16 protein-coding genes are annotated in these 17,391 nt (G+C 58.5%); 11 read left to right on the top strand and 5 right to left on the bottom strand.

The window, feature by feature from the left end; genetic code table 11:
* Positions 1-135: 135 nt before the first annotated feature.
* Both DTA24_RS01295 and DTA24_RS01290 read right to left on the bottom strand, forming a co-directional pair.
* Complete coding sequence (locus DTA24_RS01295) at positions 136-1,341, bottom strand: MFS transporter (RefSeq protein WP_032736523.1); 1,206 nt, start codon at positions 1,339-1,341, stop codon at positions 136-138.
* 239 nt (positions 1,342-1,580) lie between these two features.
* Complete coding sequence (locus tag DTA24_RS01290; protein WP_162493230.1) at positions 1,581-2,162, bottom strand: autotransporter outer membrane beta-barrel domain-containing protein; 582 nt, start codon at positions 2,160-2,162, stop codon at positions 1,581-1,583.
* Between the two features lie 206 nt (positions 2,163-2,368).
* Between DTA24_RS01290 and tag the strand changes: the two genes are divergently transcribed.
* On the top strand, positions 2,369-2,950 hold the full coding sequence (gene tag, locus DTA24_RS01285; RefSeq protein ID WP_008806894.1) for a DNA-3-methyladenine glycosylase I: 582 nt from the start codon (positions 2,369-2,371) through the stop codon (positions 2,948-2,950).
* Positions 2,928-3,368, top strand: a complete 441-nt coding sequence (locus tag DTA24_RS01280; RefSeq protein WP_008806893.1) for an N-acetyltransferase — start codon at positions 2,928-2,930, stop codon at positions 3,366-3,368. Before tag ends, DTA24_RS01280 begins: the two co-directional genes overlap by 23 nt.
* Here the strand turns inward: DTA24_RS01280 and DTA24_RS01275 are convergent.
* Positions 3,337-5,667: a molybdopterin guanine dinucleotide-containing S/N-oxide reductase gene (locus DTA24_RS01275; protein ID WP_008806892.1), complete on the bottom strand. Its 2,331-nt coding sequence runs from the start codon at positions 5,665-5,667 to the stop codon at positions 3,337-3,339. The genes DTA24_RS01280 and DTA24_RS01275 overlap by 32 nt on opposite strands.
* Before the next feature lie 167 nt (positions 5,668-5,834).
* Between DTA24_RS01275 and DTA24_RS01270 the strand changes: the two genes are divergently transcribed.
* The 6 genes from DTA24_RS01270 (at position 5,835) to ghrB (ending at position 11,798) form a co-directional block, all read left to right on the top strand.
* Entirely contained in the window at positions 5,835-6,497 is a 663-nt protein-coding gene (locus tag DTA24_RS01270) for an OmpA family lipoprotein (protein WP_002921917.1), read from the top strand.
* Between the two features lie 103 nt (positions 6,498-6,600).
* The gene (locus DTA24_RS01265) at positions 6,601-7,617 is read left to right on the top strand and encodes a LacI family DNA-binding transcriptional regulator (RefSeq protein ID WP_008806891.1); all 1,017 of its coding nucleotides are present in this window, start codon (positions 6,601-6,603) and stop codon (positions 7,615-7,617) included.
* A 111-nt stretch (positions 7,618-7,728) separates the two neighbouring features.
* Positions 7,729-8,478, top strand: a complete 750-nt coding sequence (locus tag DTA24_RS01260) for a sugar phosphate isomerase/epimerase family protein (protein ID WP_008806890.1) — start codon at positions 7,729-7,731, stop codon at positions 8,476-8,478.
* Between the two features lie 3 nt (positions 8,479-8,481).
* Complete coding sequence (locus DTA24_RS01255) at positions 8,482-9,417, top strand: sugar kinase (protein WP_008806889.1); 936 nt, start codon at positions 8,482-8,484, stop codon at positions 9,415-9,417.
* 104 nt (positions 9,418-9,521) lie between these two features.
* Positions 9,522-10,802, top strand: a complete 1,281-nt coding sequence (locus tag DTA24_RS01250; protein WP_008806888.1) for an MFS transporter — start codon at positions 9,522-9,524, stop codon at positions 10,800-10,802.
* A 24-nt stretch (positions 10,803-10,826) separates the two neighbouring features.
* Positions 10,827-11,798: a glyoxylate/hydroxypyruvate reductase GhrB gene (gene ghrB, locus DTA24_RS01245; RefSeq protein WP_012540338.1), complete on the top strand. Its 972-nt coding sequence runs from the start codon at positions 10,827-10,829 to the stop codon at positions 11,796-11,798.
* Between the two features lie 108 nt (positions 11,799-11,906).
* Here the strand turns inward: ghrB and DTA24_RS01240 are convergent, their stop codons facing one another.
* A complete protein-coding gene (locus tag DTA24_RS01240; RefSeq protein ID WP_012540337.1) occupies positions 11,907-12,617 on the bottom strand; it encodes a DUF3053 domain-containing protein in 711 nt (236 codons plus the stop codon).
* Between the two features lie 441 nt (positions 12,618-13,058).
* On the opposite strand from DTA24_RS01240, the gene DTA24_RS01230 reads away from it, so the two are divergent.
* From DTA24_RS01230 to cspA, 3 genes are all read left to right on the top strand, one after another.
* Positions 13,059-14,414, top strand: a complete 1,356-nt coding sequence (locus DTA24_RS01230) for an MFS transporter (RefSeq protein ID WP_008806885.1) — start codon at positions 13,059-13,061, stop codon at positions 14,412-14,414.
* 245 nt (positions 14,415-14,659) lie between these two features.
* Positions 14,660-14,950, top strand: coding sequence for an HTH-type transcriptional regulator (locus DTA24_RS01225; protein WP_002921931.1), 291 nt, complete (start codon positions 14,660-14,662; stop codon positions 14,948-14,950).
* A gap of 252 nt (positions 14,951-15,202) precedes the next feature.
* Positions 15,203-15,415 carry an RNA chaperone/antiterminator CspA gene (cspA, locus tag DTA24_RS01220; RefSeq protein ID WP_000014594.1) on the top strand — a complete coding sequence of 71 codons (213 nt, stop codon included), beginning with the start codon at positions 15,203-15,205 and terminating at the stop codon, positions 15,413-15,415.
* Positions 15,416-15,513: 98 nt separating this feature from the next.
* Here the strand turns inward: cspA and DTA24_RS01215 are convergent, their stop codons facing one another.
* A complete protein-coding gene (locus DTA24_RS01215) occupies positions 15,514-17,133 on the bottom strand; it encodes an ATP-binding cassette domain-containing protein (protein ID WP_049139833.1) in 1,620 nt (539 codons plus the stop codon).
* Positions 17,134-17,391: the final 258 nt, after the last annotated feature.

The raw sequence follows: 17,391 nt of genomic DNA, 5'->3' as shown, positions 1-17,391 counted from the left end.
GCGATAAGTAGACCACAGGGAACGGGAAAAGTATCAGGAGGGAATGTGATCCAGCCAAACATTTACAAAACATTTGGCTGGATTGGCACTATTTGCTTAGGGGATTAACCAGGGGCACGTTTCGCGCTGCAGGTTTCAGGCGTGCGCCTCGCTATAAACACTGCCTTTCGGCTGACGGATGGTGGTGGACAGCGCCAGCGACAGAATCAGCAGGGCGAAGATCACGCAGAAGGTCACGTAGAAGCCGCCGAACAGCGAAGCGATGAGAGAGCCGCAGATGCTGCCGATACCAAAGCCCAGATAAATCACGCCGTAGTTTTTCGCCAGATTGTTCAGGCCAAAGAACTCACTCACCAGCGACGGGAAGACGGTGATGGTGCCGCCGAAGTTAAAGGCGACGCAGGCGATGGCGGCGAAGAAAGTCATGGCATTCAGCGGGGCGAACAGCAGCGCGGCCATCCCTACCAGCGACACGATCTGACCGAGGGTAATCACACGAATGCGGGAGATCTTGTCGGACAGGATGCCTAACACCAGGCGGCCGCTAAGGTTAGCAATCGAGATAACGGTTACCGCGTTTGCCGCCGTGGCGACATCCAGGTGGACCATCCCCTGGGCAATATCTTTCGCCACGCCAATCACGTACAGTCCGCTCATGCAGGCCGTCAGGAACATCACCGCCAGCATCCAGTACTGCGGTTTGCGCATCGATTCGGCGAGAGTAAAGTCATTTTCCACAACGCCGTTGGCCGCGGTGGTCGCCGTATGATTCGGCGCATCTTTCATCAGGGTCGCGCCAAAGACGATCATCACCAGCACGATAGCGCCCCAGATGACGAAGGTTTTTTCCAGGCCGACGGTGGCCAGCAGATGGGAATCAATGAATTTGAACCCCAGGCTGCCGAGCCCATAGGAACCAATGGAGAAAGCAGAGATCAGCCCTTTACGCTCCGGGAACCACTTCACGCAGTTCGACAGGGTCAGCAGATAGCCGGCGCCGTCCGCCAGCCCCACCAACACGCCCGCGCTCAGCCACAGCATCATCAGGCTGTTGGAGTGCGCGGTCAGGAAGAAGCCCAAACCGAGCAGTATCCCGGAGGCCATGGTCACACGCTTAACGCCAAAGCGTTCCTGCAACTTCCCGGCGACCGACGAGGAGAGCGCCAGCCCGAGGCTCAGCAGGCCAAAGGAGAAAGCCACCTGGCTGACCGGCTCGCCCAGTTTGTCAGACAGCGAACTATTAAACAGGCTCCAGGTATAGACCGAACCGAGAGCAAATTGGGTGATGATGGTGCCGATTAGCGTAAGCCAGCGGATCGATTGACGGTTTGCAGCGTTCATAGCAGTTGTCCTGATAAATTAACTGCCGCCACAATAGCGAAGGCCCCTCATCCTGTGGGGAAAAAGGCATGAACTGCCACCAGCAGGGAATGAAATGCATTAATGGCGGAACGAATGACATTGCAAAACATTCATTCCGCGAATTTCAGGAAAAAAGTTAGTGTGCGCTATCTCACAGAAATGCGCCATTACTGAGATTTAACAATAACCGCGTCGTTTCAAACGCGTAACAATATCGGTCAAAAGTTGGCGCTGACGCCCATCAAATAGAGCGTATTTTCCCCGGATGGGACATTGTCCGCCTGCGACAGCGTCGCCCATGCCGCAACATGGGATCCCAACCGCATATCGGCGCCCAGGGTGACATCACTCCAGCCACCCTCTCTGGCGCGGGTCGTCGGCGACCAGGCATCGCTGGTAAGCGACTGGTTATAGCTCACCTGAGCCCAGGGATGCACGCCCCACAGCGACTGATAATCCATGCGCCAGCCGAGCGTGTTGACATACCCCGTCTCGCCAGCGCTTCTCGTCACTGGCGCGGTGACGTCACTGCGCAGGCTGGCCACCGGCCCGGAGGTCATGCCATTTGCCAGCAGATAATTCCAGCCAACGCTCTGACCACGGCTGCTGTCCGGTGGCGCCAGCGCCTGGTTTAATGCCAGCCCGCCAGGCGTCTCTGAGGACTTCATCCGCTCAGCGAGAATATCTTCGTAACGTGGTTGGTGATCGCTATCCCATGTATAGCGTTCCGGCGTATTACTTTTTGTATCGATAGCGATATATTCCTGTTGCCAGGCATTCGCTCCAGAGACACACGTCATCCAGACGGATACGCTCGCCGGGAACAAGAAGCCCCGGAGGCCATTGCATTTCTTTATTATCATTAATGCGACTCCAGAAAAGAGCCGAATCGGCAATATTGCTGTGTTTTTTTTGGGGATACGATTTCCCTGTATTAACTATTATCTTTATCTTTCAGCCGTCAAGCCGGGGCGTCCACTTTTTTAGCGCAGAGGGAGAAATAGCTATGCAACGTTGCGGATGGGTGAGTCAGGATCCGTTATATATCGAATATCACGATACCGAATGGGGTGTGGCGCAAAAAGAGGGCCGCCAGCTGTTTGAAATGATCTGCCTGGAGGGCCAGCAGGCCGGTTTGTCATGGATCACGGTGTTAAAAAAACGGCAGAACTACCGTCAGGCTTTTCACCAGTTCGACCCGGTGCGCGTGGCAGCGATGGGGGAAGACGATGTCGAGCAGTTGCTGCAGAATGCCGGCATCATTCGCCATCGGGGAAAAATCCAGGCCATTATCGGCAATGCCCGCGCCTATCTGGCGATGGAAGAAAATGGCGAGTCGTTCACTGATTTTGTCTGGTCCTTCGTCAACAATGAGCCGCAGGTGACCTGCGCCGCGACGCTGGCGGAGATCCCCACCACGACGCCGGCCTCCGATGCGCTGTCGAAGGCATTGAAAAAACGCGGCTTTAAATTTGTCGGCTCGACAATCTGTTATTCCTTTATGCAGGCCTGTGGGCTGGTCAACGACCATATCACCGGCTGCTTCTGTCACCCTGGAGGTCAGGATGATCCGCAAGTGGGACACTAAAGATACCGCGCCGCTGCTGGCCCTGTGGCTGGACAGCACGATTCATGCCCATCCTTTTATCAGCGAAAGTTACTGGCGCGACAGCGTCGCGGTGGTACGGGATGTCTATCTTCCCGCCGCCAGCACCTGGGTCTGGGAACGCGATGGGGAATTAAAAGGCTTTGTTAGCGTGCTGGACTCCCGCTTCGTCGGCGCGCTGTTTGTCGCGCCGGACGCCATCCGCCAGGGCATTGGCCGGGCGCTGCTGGATGAAGTCAAACAGCACTACGCCTGGCTGAGTCTCGAGGTTTACCAGAAGAACGAATCGGCGGTCAGTTTCTACCATGCGCAGGGCTTCCGGATTGAAGACTGCGCATGGCAGGACGACACTCAGCACCCGACGTGGATTATGCGTTGGCCGGCGGATCAAATGCTGTAAGCGGCAGCGTCGGGCCGGTATATTTCTCCAGCCACGCCAGGGCGGTGTTCCCGGCACAGCCGTTGCCCAGCCGGGATGTCGGGATATCTTTGGTTAAGACATTCACCGCCCCGTTTTTGCAGATGCCCACCCGCGGATCCAGGTCGGGCCATGCCCCTTCATGCAGGCAAATCACCCCCGGGCGGATCCCCTCCGTCACCACCGCGCCGGCCAGCACCTGACCGCGGGCGTTCCACACCCGCACCAGATCGCCATCGGCAATCCCCCGGGCCCGGGCATCCTGCGGATGAATAGTCACCGGTTCGCGTCCGGCGACAGCATAGCGTTCGCGCAGCGTGGTGTGGTTCAGTTGACTGTGCAGACGGTGGGCCGGATGGGCCGACAGCAGCTGCAGCTGCCCCGCCTCAGCGTTGCCATGCCACTCGTCGGGCTCCAGCCACATCGGGTGCGGCGGGCAATCGGCGTAGCCAAAGGCGGCGATGGTCGGCGAGTGGATCTCAATTTTACCGCTCGCCGTTTTCAGCGGATTAGCCTGCGGATCGGCGCGGAAGGCGGCGAAGCGCGCAAAACGGGCATTCTCCGGCTCCTCTGGCATCTCAATCAGCTGGTTAGCCTGCCAGAATTCGGCAAACGGCGGCAGCGTCACCTGCTGGTGAGCCCCGCGCTGGGCGGCGATCTGATAGAAGGTCTCCAGCCACTGCAAATCACTCTTCCCTTCGGTGAAGCGCTCGCGGCCGCCCACCTCCCAGCGTTCGCTGAGGTCGGCAAAGACCGCGAAATCGTCGCGCGCTTCATCTCGCGGGGCGACCACCTGCTTCATCGGCACCAGATGCTGATTGCTGTAATCTCCAGTCATGGTCAGATCGTTGCGCTCAAACGAGGTGGTCGCCGGCAGGACGATATCGGCATGGCGCGCGGCGGCGGTCCAGAAGCATTCGGAGATGACGATCAGCTCCGGCTTCTGCCAGGCCTGAATCAGGCGGTTGGTGTCCTGATGATGAGTAAAGTTGGCCCCGCCGGCCCACCAGATAAAGCGAATATCGGGGAAGCGACGCGCCATGCCGTTGTGCTGATACTCTGCCCCCGGATTCTCCAGCGCCTCGACGATCCGCGCGACCGGGATCTTCTCCACCGCGTCCACGCCCCCGGCGACGCTTCCCTGCATCGAGCCCAGTACCGCCGCGCGGCGCGTCGGGTTGCCGCCGTTGGCGAAATGATAGGAAAGACCAAACCCGCCTCCCGGGGTGCCAATCTGCCCCAGCATGGCGGCCAGGGTGACCAGCATCCAGTGCTTCTGCTCGCCATACTGCTGGCGCTGCATGCCCCAGCCAGACATCAGCATGGTGGTATTTTCATGGAAAATTTTCGCCAGTTCACGGATCTTATCCGCTTTCACGCCGCAGATCGCCGCCGCCCAGTCAGCGGTTTTCGCTACGCCGTCGCTTTCGCCGGTCAGATAGCGGGCAAAAATATCGTAGCCGCTGGTGCAGCGGGTAAGAAACGCATCATCCTGCCAGCTATTCTCCACCAGCGTATGGGCGATCCCCAGCATCAGCGCGACATCGGTGCCCATATGCGGGGCGATCCATTCCATCGAATCGCCAAAGAAATCGACGGTTTCCGATCGCATCGGATCGATGCAGATCAGGCGCTTACCGCTCTGGCGCAGCCGGTCGAACCACGGGATCCCCTGCTCGTCGGAGGCGTTCCAGGCAATTTTCAGGGTGTTCAGCGGGTTGGCGCTCCACAGCACCACCACTTCGCTGTGCTCGAGCACCAGCGGCCAGCTGGTCTGCTGCTGATATACCTCATTCCCGCCCACGACGTAAGGCATGATCGCCTGCGCCGCGCCAGTGGAGTAATCGCCAAGATGGCCGGTATAGCCGCCCGCCAGGCTCATGTAGCGCTGCAGCAGGGTGGCCGCCTTATGCAGGACGCCGTTAGAGCGCCAGCCGTAGGAGCCGGCGAAAATCGACTGCGGACCGTAGCTTTCGCGGATCCGCCGATGCTGGGCGTCAATTAAATCCAGCGCCTGATCCCAGCTCACCCGCACGAATTCATCCTGACCGCGGACCCCCTGGGGCTTGTCCGGTGAAGCAAGGAAGCCTTTGCGCACCATCGGATAGCGCACGCGGGTTTTGCTGTGGACCTGATCGCGCACCGCCGTTTGCAGCGAGTTGGCAAACGGTGTCGCCAGCGCGCCGCGGGAAGAGAGGACGTTTTCACCGTCCGTTTCCACCAGCATCGGTCCCCAGTGGGCGGCGGTTAAGATGGTTTTGGTTGCAGATGAGGTTGGCAAGGGCGGCTCCTGGTCAGCGAATGCAGGTGTCATGACGGCGTGATGGGCAACCGTTCAATGTTATTTACAAAATGAGATGGTATCCGGGGAATTTTCTACGTAATCACGCGTCATAATCAACCGTCACGTTCGCTGTGACAAAGAATAAAAAGGATTAAGGACATTAAATGAAAAAACGCGTACTTATGATTGCGGCGCTGGTCAGCGGCACTCTGGCCATTTCTGGCTGCACCACCAACCCCTATACCGGTGAACGTGAAGCAGGTAAATCCGGTATTGGCGCAGGTATTGGCTCCTTAGTGGGCGCTGGCGTCGGCGCGCTCTCCTCTTCCAAACATGACCGCGGCAAAGGCGCGCTGATTGGCGCAGCGGCCGGCGCGGCGCTCGGCGGCGGCATTGGTTACTACATGGACGTGCAGGAAGCGAAGCTGCGCGACAAAATGCAGGGAACCGGGGTCAGCGTGACGCGAAATGGCGACAATATCGTGCTGAACATGCCGAATAACGTCACCTTCGACAGCAATAGCGCCAACCTGAAGCCGGCCGGCGCCAACACCCTGACCGGCGTGGCCATGGTGCTGAAAGAGTACGAGAAAACCGCTGTTAACGTCGTCGGCTACACCGACAGCACCGGCAGCAAGGATCTGAATATGCGTCTGTCGCAACAGCGTGCAGACAGCGTCGCCAGCGCGCTGATCACTCAGGGCGTGGCGGCCAATCGCATTCGCACCACCGGCATGGGGCCGGCGAATCCTATCGCCAGCAACAGCACGGCGGAAGGCAAAGCGCAGAACCGTCGCGTGGAAATTACCCTCAGCCCGCTGCAATAAGCGCATCCTCATGTCGCCCGGCAGCCGCTCTGCCGGGCAAAATGCTTGATATCGCTATTTTTCGCGCTAAGGTGTTGGCAGATTTTCAGCAAAGGAAGCCACCATGGCGAAAGCGGCGCGTGCAACTATCAGCGATGTGGCGAAAGCCGCAAAGACCGGCAAAACCAGCATTTCACGTTATCTTAACGGCGAGAAGCATCTGCTTTCCGACGATCTGTTATCACGTATTGAAAAAGCCATTGCCGAACTCGACTACCGCCCCAGCCTGATGGCCCGCGGCCTCAAGCACGGCCGAACCCGCCTTATTGGCCTGATCATCGCCGATATCACCAACCCCTACTCGGTCAATGTCATGAGCGGCATTGAAGCGGCCTGCCGGGAAAAAGGCTTCACCCTGCTGGTGTGTAATACCAATAACGAGCTGGATCAGGAACTGCACTACCTGGACCTGCTGCGCAGCTACCAGGTGGAAGGCATCGTGGTCAACGCAGTCGGTATGCGGGAGGATGGCCTGAACCGCCTGCAGCAGTCGGCCCTGCCGATGGTGCTGATTGACCGTAAAATCCCCGACTTCGCCTGCGATGTGGTCGGGCTTGATAACGCCCAGGCCGCCACCACCGCCACCGAACACCTGGTGGAGAAAGGGTTTGAGGCCATCCTGTTTCTCAGCGAACCGCTGGGCTCGGTGAATACCCGCCGCGAGCGTCTGAGCGCTTTTCGCGCTACCCTCACTCGTCACCACGGCGTGGTGGCTGAAAACGCCGAAGTGCAGCTCAACGACGGCGCGATGATGGACAACGTCCTGCGCCAGTTCCACGCCCGTCACCGCGGGATGCGCAAAGCGGTCATCTCCGCCAACGGCGCCCTGACGCTGCAGGTGGCCCGCGCTCTGAAGCGCGTCGGCCTGATCTGGGGGAGCGATATCGGCCTGCTGGGCTTCGACGAACTGGAGTGGGCGGAGCTGGCTGGCGTCGGTATTACCACCCTCAAACAGCCGACGTGGCAGATCGGCTACGCCGCGGTCGAACAGGTGATTCGGCGCATTGCCGGCACTAACGACCCCATCCGCGAGCGGGTCTTCTCCGGCGAGCTTATCGTCCGCGGATCAACCTCCCGTTAACGATCCTTCGTGATGCCGATCATAAATTAAACATCTCGCCCTTTCTTATGGAACCGATACCATCTAGCGTATTAAGGAGATTAAGCAACAAACGCCGGGAGTAAGAGCGCGATGGCCAGAAAAATTATTGTCGTTACCGCTGCGTATGGTAATGACCATGTTAAATCCTTAGGCGGCCAGGCCGCTGTCCTGCCGTTCATCGCCGACGCCGGTGCGGACGGTGTCGAAATCCGCCGCGAGCTGTGCAGCGCGGAAGAGCTCAACGCTCTGCCGTCGCTGGCGGCCACCATTGAGCGCCACGGCCTGCTGGCCTGCTACTCCGCGCCGCAGGCGCTGTTCGCCGATAACGGCGAGCTCAACCCGGAACTCCCGGCGCTGCTCGCGGAAGCGCAAACCCTTAACGCCCTGTGGCTAAAGCTCTCCCTTGGCCATTTCCTTCACAATCAGCAGTTGGATGAGCTGCGCGAGATCCTCCGCGACAGCGGCATGGCGTTGGTGGTAGAGAATGACCAGACCGACTGCGGCCAGCTGGCGCCGATGCAGCGCTTCAAAGCCGCCTGCAGGGTCCATCAGTTGCCGGTCACCTTAACGTTTGATATGGGCAACTGGCTGTGGGTCGGCGACTCGCCGGAAGAGGCGGCACGCCACCTTGCGCCGGCGGTCAGCTATATTCATGTGAAAGCGGCGGAGCCTCATCATGAGAAATTCCGCGCGGTACCGCCGGATCAGGCCGCCGATCGCTGGCTGGCCCTGCTCGATAATCTTCCTGCCGACGCGCCGCGTGGAATCGAGTTCCCGCTGACTGGCCATGACCTGACGGCCGTGACCCGCCGCTACGTCAACCTGTTACGCGAGGATTAAGCCGTGGAAAATTTAGATGTCATCACCATCGGCGAAGCCATGGCCATGTTTGTCGCCACCGAAACCGGCGATCTGGCCGAGGTGGAGCATTTCATGAAGCGTGTCGCCGGCGCCGAACTGAACGTCGCCACCGGCCTGGCGCGCCTGGGTCTGAAGGTCGGCTGGGTCAGCCGCGTCGGCAACGACAGCTTTGGCCGCTTCGTACTGCAATCGCTGGCGAAAGAGGGGATCGATAGCCACGCTGTCGCCATCGACAACCGCTTCGCTACCGGTTTCCAGATGAAATCGAAAGTCGAAAATGGAACCGATCCCATTGTGGAGTATTTCCGCAAAGGCTCTGCCGCCAGTCATCTGTCGCCGGACGATTTTCGCGCCGACTACTTCACCAGCGCCCGCCATCTGCACCTGAGCGGCGTGGCCGCCGCGCTCTCTGAAAGCTCATATGCGCTGCTGGAGCATGCGGCGAAGGTGATGAAAGCCGAGGGAAAAACCCTCTCTTTCGACCCTAATCTGCGCCCGGTGCTGTGGAAAAGCGAAGCCGAGATGGTGGAGAAACTCAACCGTCTCGCCTTCCAGGCTGACTGGGTTTTGCCAGGCTTAAAAGAGGGCGTGATTCTCACCGGCCAGCAGACCCCGGAAGGGATCGCCGATTTTTATCTCTCCCGCGGCGTCAAGGCGGTAGTCATTAAAACCGGCTGCGACGGCGCCTGGTTCAAGAGCGCCAGCGGCGAACAGGGAACGGTTGATGCCATTAAAGTCGAAAACGTCGTCGATACCGTCGGCGCCGGCGACGGCTTTGCCGTCGGGGTGATTAGCGCCCTGCTGGAAGGCAAAACCCTGCTTCAGGCGGTGAACCGTGGCAATAAAATCGGTTCGCTGGCGATTCAGGTCCAGGGCGACAGCGAGGGGCTCCCCACCCGCGATGCGCTGGGCGAATAACATTTATACGCAACAATAACAGCCGTCCTGTACCCTACCTGCAGCGCGGCACAGCAGCGTCCGTTTCGACGGACGGATGTCACCTCATTGACAGAGGCAAGCCTATGAATAGCTCAACAAATGCAACGAAACGCTGGTGGTACATCATGCCTATCGTGTTTATCACGTATAGCCTGGCGTACCTCGACCGTGCCAACTTCAGCTTCGCCTCCGCGGCAGGCATTACCGAAGACCTGGGCATCACCAAGGGGATCTCCTCCCTGCTGGGGGCCCTGTTCTTCCTCGGCTACTTCTTCTTCCAGATCCCCGGCGCTATCTATGCGGAGCGCCGCAGCGTTCGCAAACTGATCTTTATCTGCCTGATCCTCTGGGGCGGCTGCGCCTCGCTGACCGGTGTTGTGCATAATATCCCGGCGCTGGCGGCCATTCGCTTTATCCTCGGCGTCGTCGAAGCGGCGGTGATGCCGGCGATGCTGATCTATATCAGCAACTGGTTCACCAAATCAGAGCGCTCTCGCGCCAACACCTTCCTGATCCTCGGTAACCCGGTGACGGTCCTGTGGATGTCGGTGGTCTCCGGCTACCTGATTCAGGCCTTCGGCTGGCGGGAAATGTTCATCATCGAAGGGGTGCCGGCAGTGATCTGGGCCTTCTGCTGGTGGGTGCTGGTAAAAGACAAACCGTCGCAGGTTAACTGGCTGGCGGAGAGTGAAAAAGCCGCGCTGCAGGAACAACTGGATCGTGAACAGCAGGGCATCAAAGCGGTGCGTAACTATGGCGAAGCCTTCCGCTCCCGCAACGTGATCCTGCTCTGCGCGCAGTACTTTGCCTGGAGTATCGGCGTGTACGGTTTTGTACTGTGGCTGCCGTCGATTATCCGCAGCGGCGGTGAAAATATGGGGATGGTGGAAGTGGGCTGGCTCTCTTCGGTTCCGTACCTGGCGGCCACTATCGCCATGATCGTGGTCTCCTGGGCCTCCGATAAAATGCAGAACCGTAAGCTGTTCGTCTGGCCGCTGCTGCTGATTGGCGGACTGGCCTTCATCGGCTCCTGGGCGGTCGGCGCCAACCACTTCTGGGTGTCTTATACCCTGCTGGTGGTGGCCGGTGCGGCAATGTATGCGCCTTACGGCCCCTTCTTCGCCATTATTCCGGAAATGCTGCCGCGTAACGTCGCCGGAGGCGCCATGGCGCTGATCAACAGTATGGGCGCTCTGGGCTCCTTCTGCGGCTCGTGGTTTGTCGGCTACCTGAACGGTGCCACCGGCAGCCCCGCAGCCTCCTATATTTTTATGGGGGTGGCGCTTTTCGCCTCAGTATTGCTGACTTTGATTGTTAAGCCTGCTAATAATCAAAACATTCCGCTTGGCGCTCACCACGCCTGAACTATTTCTACTACGGAGATTCGCATGAAGCCGTCTGTCATTCTCTATAAAACGCTTCCCGACGACCTGCTACAGCGCCTGGAGGAGCACTTTTCCGTCACTCAGGTAAAAAACCTGCGGCCGGAGACCGTTTCGCAGCATGCAGAGGCCTTCGCCCAGGCTGAAGGCCTCCTGGGCTCCAGCGAAAAGGTTGACGCCGCGCTGCTGGAGAAGATGCCGAAGCTGCGTGCGACCTCTACCGTTTCCGTTGGCTATGACAACTTTGACGTCGAGGCGCTGAACGCTCGCCGGGTGCTGCTGATGCATACCCCGACCGTACTGACCGAGACCGTCGCCGATACGGTCATGGCGCTGGTGCTGAGCACCGCGCGCCGGGTAGTGGAAGTGGCGGAGCGCGTCAAAGCGGGCGAGTGGACGAAGAGCATTGGCCCGGACTGGTTCGGCAGCGACGTGCACCATAAAACCTTAGGTATCGTCGGCATGGGCCGCATCGGTATGGCGCTGGCGCAGCGCGCCCACTTCGGGTTCGGCATGCCGATCCTGTATAACGCGCGCCGCCAGCATCCGCAGGCGGAAGAGCGCTTCAATGCCCGCTATTGCGATCTCGATACCCTGCTGCAGGAAGCCGATTTCGTCTGCCTGATCCTGCCCCTGAGCGAAGAGACCCACCATCTGTTCGGTCAGGCGCAGTTTGCCAAAATGAAATCTTCCGCCATCTTCATTAACGCCGGACGTGGCCCGGTGGTGGACGAGCAGGCGCTGATCGCTGCTCTGCAGGCGGGTGAAATTCATGCTGCCGGCCTTGATGTCTTCGAACACGAACCGCTGGCAAAAGACTCGCCGCTGTTAACCCTACCAAACGTTGTCGCGCTGCCGCATATCGGCTCTGCCACCCATGAGACGCGCTACAACATGGCGGCCTGCGCGGTGGACAACCTGATCGATGCCCTGAACGGTAATGTAGAGAAAAACTGCGTTAACCCGCAGGTCAAATAAGCCATAAAAAAACCCGGGTAGCGGCGGCAATCGCCCTCCCCGGGTTCTTTTTGCATCTTATCCATCATCCTGCTCGTTCGCCGCAGCCAACGTCAGTCAGATGAGACATTAACGGGTGGCGTTCACCGCTGCCGTCCATGCCTGATTAAACGCCTGATGCTGCGCCGCCAGCGGCCCAATCAGCGCATTGTACTGGCTGGCCTGCTGCGAGGTGGGGAACTGAATGCCGTTGGCCACAAAGCTCACCTGGGTCCCCTGCTGAGCGACAAAATCCCCCACCTGAACCAGCTGCTGGGTAAAGATTTGCGCGGCCGGGATCAGCGGCTGCAGCGCGTCAGCTGGCGCGGTCACCACCTTGGCGTAAACCTGATCGAAGACCGGCTTAAGATCGTCAGCCTGCTTCAGAGCGCTATGCGCGGCATCGGCCTGCATTTTCGCATTCTGCAGCTGCTGGCTGAGCACGCCCAGCGCGCCGTTCGCCTGACGCAGCGGCTCACGCTGGGTCATATAGTCCTGCGGGACGCGGATAGCATTGACGCTGTCCACCACCGGGCGCAGACCAGCGTCCATCGCCTGGCTCACCTGCTGCGAGTAACCGTAGATCACCGCGTAGTCAGAGACAAAAGGCCCAAACTGTTTTTTCTGATCGGCGGTCAGCGTCGGCAGACGTTCACCGCTACGCATCGCCGTATTCTGCAGGAAGTCGATAAACGCTTTGCGCTGATCGCCTTCTTTATCAAAACACCCACTCAGGCTAACCACCATCAATAAGGCCGCCATAGCCGCAAACCAGCGAGAGCAGGACTTTCCTGTCGCCATTTTTTTACTCCTTTCAGCCAAAAAAAGCGCACAACGACACACACGTGCCAGACGCTGACAAGGATAGTCCAGCTCGGCCTCGCAGGATACCCTTTACTGCTAATCTTACGCAGGAAAAACGCCATTTCGCACGCCATCGTCGCGGTGTAGAACGTCTGTTATGCACATCACAAATATAGTCATCACATTCTGCGAGCGAAGTTTATATAACCATCTGATTTTTATGGCACTAAAAAAGTTTCCGTACGACGTGGCGTCCTAAAACGGACGATAATCGCACGCTTTGGCGCGCGCCTGCATTGCCTGCCCCCCACTTCAATGATTTGATGAATGAGCGATTAACGGCGATACGTTCGATTATCGCACAAATCAAACTCAATGACGCGAGGACGACGATAAAAACAGACCTCTGTCCCTCGCTCACTCTGCCAGGAAAGCCGTATGACTAAGACAACCATCGACATTCAGGCCTTTATCAACGAGCACCCCTTCACCCGCTACCAGTGGATGATCCTTGCGCTCTGCTTTATCACCGTCGCGATGGACGGATTCGACACCGCGATCATCGGATTTATCGCCTCCGACCTGGTACAGGAATGGGGCGTGGAAAAATCGGCGCTCGGCCCGGTGATGAGCGCCGCGCTGGTGGGCCTGGCGGTCGGCGCCTTAACCGCGGGGCCGCTGGCTGACCGCATCGGCCGCAAAAAAGTGCTGATTATGTCGATCGTGGTGTTCGGCGGATTCAGCCTGCTTACCGCCTTCGCCACCAGCCTTAATCAGCTGACGCTGCTGCGTTTCCTGACCGGTCTCGGGCTCGGCGCGGCGATGCCGAATGCGGCCACCCTGATGAGCGAATATGCGCCGGAGCGCCGTCGGGCGCTGCTGGTGAACCTGATGTTCGTCGGCTTTCCGATGGGATCATCGCTGGGTGGCTTTTTATCCGCCTGGATGATCCCGCACTATGGCTGGCAGAGTGTGCTGGTGCTGGGCGGCGTGATGCCCCTCCTGCTGGCCGTAGCGTTAATTTTTCTGCTGCCGGAGTCTGCCCGCTATCTGGTGGTGAAGCAGCAGCCGGCGCAGCGCATTGCCGCCATCCTGAAACGCATCGCGCCGCTGCCGGAGGCGGTGGAATTTGAGCTGCGCGAAGCAGGCCAGGTGAAAGAGAAATCGGCCATCGGCGTCATTTTCTCCCCACGCTACGCGGTGGGTACCGTGATGTTGTGCCTGACCTACTTTATGGGCCTGCTGATTTTCTACCTCCTGACCAGCTGGCTGCCGCTGCTGATCCGCGAAACCGGCGCCTCGATGAGTCAGGCCTCCATCATCACCGCCCTGTTCCCGCTGGGCGGCGGGATTGGCGTACTGATCCTTGGCGCCCTGATGGACAAGATCAATCCCAACAAGGTGGTGGCCGTCGGCTGGTTGCTGACCGGCGTTTGCGTCTGCCTGGTGGGTTTCTCCACCAGCAGCCTGGTGCTGATGGGGGTGATGGTGTTTATCGCCGGTAGTATTATGAATGGCGCGCAGTCGTCGATGCCCGCGCTGGCGGCAGGCTTCTACCCGACGCAGGGGCGCGCCACCGGCGTCGCCTGGATGCTGGGTATCGGCCGCTTCGGCGGGATCCTCGGCGCGTTCAGCGGCGCCTTCCTGATGCAGGCGCAGCTCTCCTTTGAAACCATCTTCACTCTGCTGGCCATCCCGGCGTTCCTGTCAGCCCTCGCGCTGCTGATCAAATACCGGGTCAGTAAATCCGCGCCGGCGACGAAAGACGACGCGAGAGGTCTGCAGAAAGCCTGATTGTTAAGCCGGCGGCCCGCGCCGGCTTTGCCGCTTTTTTCTTATCCGTTTACAAAAATTTTCGAAGCCATCTCATCGCGTTAGTAATCATTCTCTTAGGCTCCACTGCCGTTTGGCTGCCGGGGCCGATTCGATAGCCTGTTGGCAAATAATCACGGACGTTACCATCCGCTGCACGATTTTCTGACTATTCTTAAAGAGCTTTATAAAAAATCTCTTCCGCTGTGTGATAAGAGGAGTTCTCAATGGAATATAAAGATCCCGTGTTTGAACTGCTGAGCAGCCTGGAACACATCGTATTTAAGGATGATAATCAGAAACTTACCTCAAACCGTAAGTCCACTGTGTTTAGTGAATTTGAGCAGCTGCGTAAAGGCACTGGACTTAAGATTGACGACTTTGCCAACGTCATGGGCGTGAGCGTCGCCATGGTAAGAGAGTGGGAGTCGAGACGGGTTAGACCGTCTCCCACCGAGCTGAAATTGATGCGCCTGATTCAGGCCAATCCACAGCTTTCACGACAGTTACTCGATTAATCCAGCGCGCAGCGGCATGGGTCAGTAAGGGGGCTTTTGCCGCTGCACCGTAAAAAAAAGTTTGCTATCAGGTGCTGAACGTGCGTTAATGCTCGCAGGTTTGATGTACAGACCACAGAGCAGTCGAATAGAGCAGTCCTTCTAAGGTTATCCAAAGATACCCCCGTAGTGAACTTTCCCTTTATCGCTTTAAATCTGTAGTCCAGACCGCTACGCCGCAAGGCTCACTTATTTTTTTAAAGGTAATTCACTATGTCCGGTAAAATGACTGGTATCGTAAAATGGTTCAACGCTGACAAAGGTTTCGGCTTCATCACTCCTGACGATGGCTCTAAAGACGTGTTCGTACACTTCTCTGCTATCCAGAACGATGGCTACAAATCCCTGGACGAAGGTCAGAAAGTTTCCTTCACCATCGAAAGCGGCGCTAAAGGCCCGGCAGCTGGCAACGTAACTTCTCTGTAAGTTCAAGCCGCTAAGAATCGAGAATCCCTGCCTGATGGCGGGGATTTTTTTTATCTGTCGCCAACAGCCGCCAGCATACGATGGCGGCTGTTGGGCATTCAGAGCAGGGAAAAGTGCCAGCCCGTCTCCCGCCACGCCAGGCTATGGGTCAGCTTCAGACCGTGTAAAAAAGCCTCATCATGTGACACCACCAGCATCGCGCCTGGAAACGCCGCCAGCGCGCTTTCAATAGCCTGTGTCGATGCTAAATCGAGATGGTTGGTCGGCTCATCCAGCAAAAGCAGCTGAGCGGGATCGCGTCGCCAGAGCACGCACGCCAGGGCCGCTTTCAGACGCTCGCCGCCGCTGAGCGTCGCCAGCGGCAGAGTGACCTTATCCGCGCCAAGCTGGAGCTGCGCCAGACGGGTGCGCAGAAGGCCCTCATCCAGCGGGGTATCGTCCAGGCTCAGGTGCGCCATGACCGATAACGACAGATCCAGCTGCGTCAGATGTTGATCCAGATAAGCCGCGCTCACCGACAGCCGGACATCGCCTGAGACGGCCTGCTCCAGCCCCAGCAGCGTTTTCAGCAAAGTGGTTTTGCCACAGCCGTTCGGTCCCTTTAGCGCAATACGCATCGGACCATCCATACGCCAGTCCAGCGGCGCAGCGGGTGAATGGGCGAGCTGCAATGCTTCCACCACCAGAACCTGCTTGCCGGCGGCCACTTCGCTACCCGGCAGGGTGAACATCACCGGATTGTCGTCTTCTACCCGCTCCCGTGCCTGCTGCACGGCGGCATTCAGACTGCTGTTCTGTTCACGATGCTGACGGCGCAGCGTTCCCGGGCGCTCTTTTGCCGCACCTTTGTACTTCACACGTTCAAACGAGGCGATATTTAGCGTATCAACGGTCCGCAGCGTCTGAGCCGAGCGCCGCTGGGCGGCGTCATGCTCCTTTTGCATTCGCGCGCGGGTGCGCCGTCGCTCGGTCACAGCATGCTCCAGCGCCGCGCGCGCAGCCTGCTGCTCCGCCATACGCTGGCGCTGATATTCATCATAGTTGCCGCCGTAGCTGTGCAGCGCCGTCGGCGTCAGCTCAATAATCCTCGGCATCCGCGTCAGTAACTCGCGGTCGTGGCTGGCGATCAGAGCCCCACCCTGCCAGCTTTCCAGTTGGTGATAGAGCCACTCCCGCCCCTGGCGGTCCAGATGGTTGGTGGGCTCATCCAGCAGCAGATAATCGGCGCCGGAGACAAAGGCGCCGCACAGCAGAGCCTTCATCCGCTCGCCGCCGCTGAGTGAAAAAGCGGGACGATCGGCAGAGAACGGCGGGAGAGCGGCTTCACGGAAAGCTAAACTCAGGCGATCGGGGAGATCCCAGTGGCCATCCAATAGATCGAAATCGGCAGCCAGCACTTGACCCTGTTCAAGGCGAGACAAGGCATCAAATATCGGCGCATAGCCCAGCAGCGCCGCGAGGGTCATCTCTGGCGTGACGTTCGGCTGCTGCGCCACCCAGGCAATGGAAGCCGCGCGTTCAATATGACCGTCGGCGGGGGAATCCAGACCGGCCAGCAGACGTAGCAGACACGTCTTGCCGACGCCGTTCCGGCCGACCAGGCCGCAAAGCGACGATTCCAGCGATAAATTCAGCGGACCAAATAGCGTATCTCCCGTCGCAAACTGACAGGTGACCTGATGTAAAACAAAAGCGGGGATATGGGCGCAATGAGCCATAAGCACTCCTGAATGAAATCAATACTCCCCTACCCGCAACATCTGCGAGGTAAGGCGTGAAATTCATCAGTCGTGTTTGTTCATTTGTGGGGCGCGCTCCGGTGAGACGAGGAATTCGTCGGGACATAGGATAGCCACACTCCGGTATGCGTTGCAAGCCTGTTTTATTCAACGATCGTGTAAAAATAAAAAGGCCTCCTGATATCAGGAGGCAAATGATTTATTTGGTGAACAATGAAAGGGTGCATTGAGAATGCC

The organism is Klebsiella sp. P1CD1, from assembly GCF_003790505.1.
Classification (GTDB): Bacteria; Pseudomonadota; Gammaproteobacteria; order Enterobacterales; family Enterobacteriaceae; genus Klebsiella; species Klebsiella variicola.
This window is presented reverse-complemented; position numbering and strand designations above follow the sequence as displayed.

Bases quoted from the DNA above. Each gene is read 5' to 3' on its own strand.
- DTA24_RS01295 (WP_032736523.1), bottom strand. From the start codon at position 1,341: ATGAACGCTGCAAACCGTCAATCGATCCGCTGGCTTACGCTAATCGGC.
- DTA24_RS01290 (WP_162493230.1), bottom strand. From the start codon at position 2,162: ATGACGTGTGTCTCTGGAGCGAATGCCTGGCAACAGGAATATATCGCT.
- tag (WP_008806894.1), top strand. From the start codon at position 2,369: ATGCAACGTTGCGGATGGGTGAGTCAGGATCCGTTATATATCGAATAT.
- DTA24_RS01280 (WP_008806893.1), top strand. From the start codon at position 2,928: ATGATCCGCAAGTGGGACACTAAAGATACCGCGCCGCTGCTGGCCCTG.
- DTA24_RS01270 (WP_002921917.1), top strand. From the start codon at position 5,835: ATGAAAAAACGCGTACTTATGATTGCGGCGCTGGTCAGCGGCACTCTG.
- DTA24_RS01265 (WP_008806891.1), top strand. From the start codon at position 6,601: ATGGCGAAAGCGGCGCGTGCAACTATCAGCGATGTGGCGAAAGCCGCA.
- DTA24_RS01260 (WP_008806890.1), top strand. From the start codon at position 7,729: ATGGCCAGAAAAATTATTGTCGTTACCGCTGCGTATGGTAATGACCAT.
- DTA24_RS01250 (WP_008806888.1), top strand. From the start codon at position 9,522: ATGAATAGCTCAACAAATGCAACGAAACGCTGGTGGTACATCATGCCT.
- ghrB (WP_012540338.1), top strand. From the start codon at position 10,827: ATGAAGCCGTCTGTCATTCTCTATAAAACGCTTCCCGACGACCTGCTA.
- DTA24_RS01240 (WP_012540337.1), bottom strand. From the start codon at position 12,617: ATGGCGACAGGAAAGTCCTGCTCTCGCTGGTTTGCGGCTATGGCGGCC.
- DTA24_RS01230 (WP_008806885.1), top strand. From the start codon at position 13,059: ATGACTAAGACAACCATCGACATTCAGGCCTTTATCAACGAGCACCCC.
- DTA24_RS01225 (WP_002921931.1), top strand. From the start codon at position 14,660: ATGGAATATAAAGATCCCGTGTTTGAACTGCTGAGCAGCCTGGAACAC.
- cspA (WP_000014594.1), top strand. From the start codon at position 15,203: ATGTCCGGTAAAATGACTGGTATCGTAAAATGGTTCAACGCTGACAAA.
- DTA24_RS01215 (WP_049139833.1), bottom strand. From the start codon at position 17,133: ATGGCTCATTGCGCCCATATCCCCGCTTTTGTTTTACATCAGGTCACC.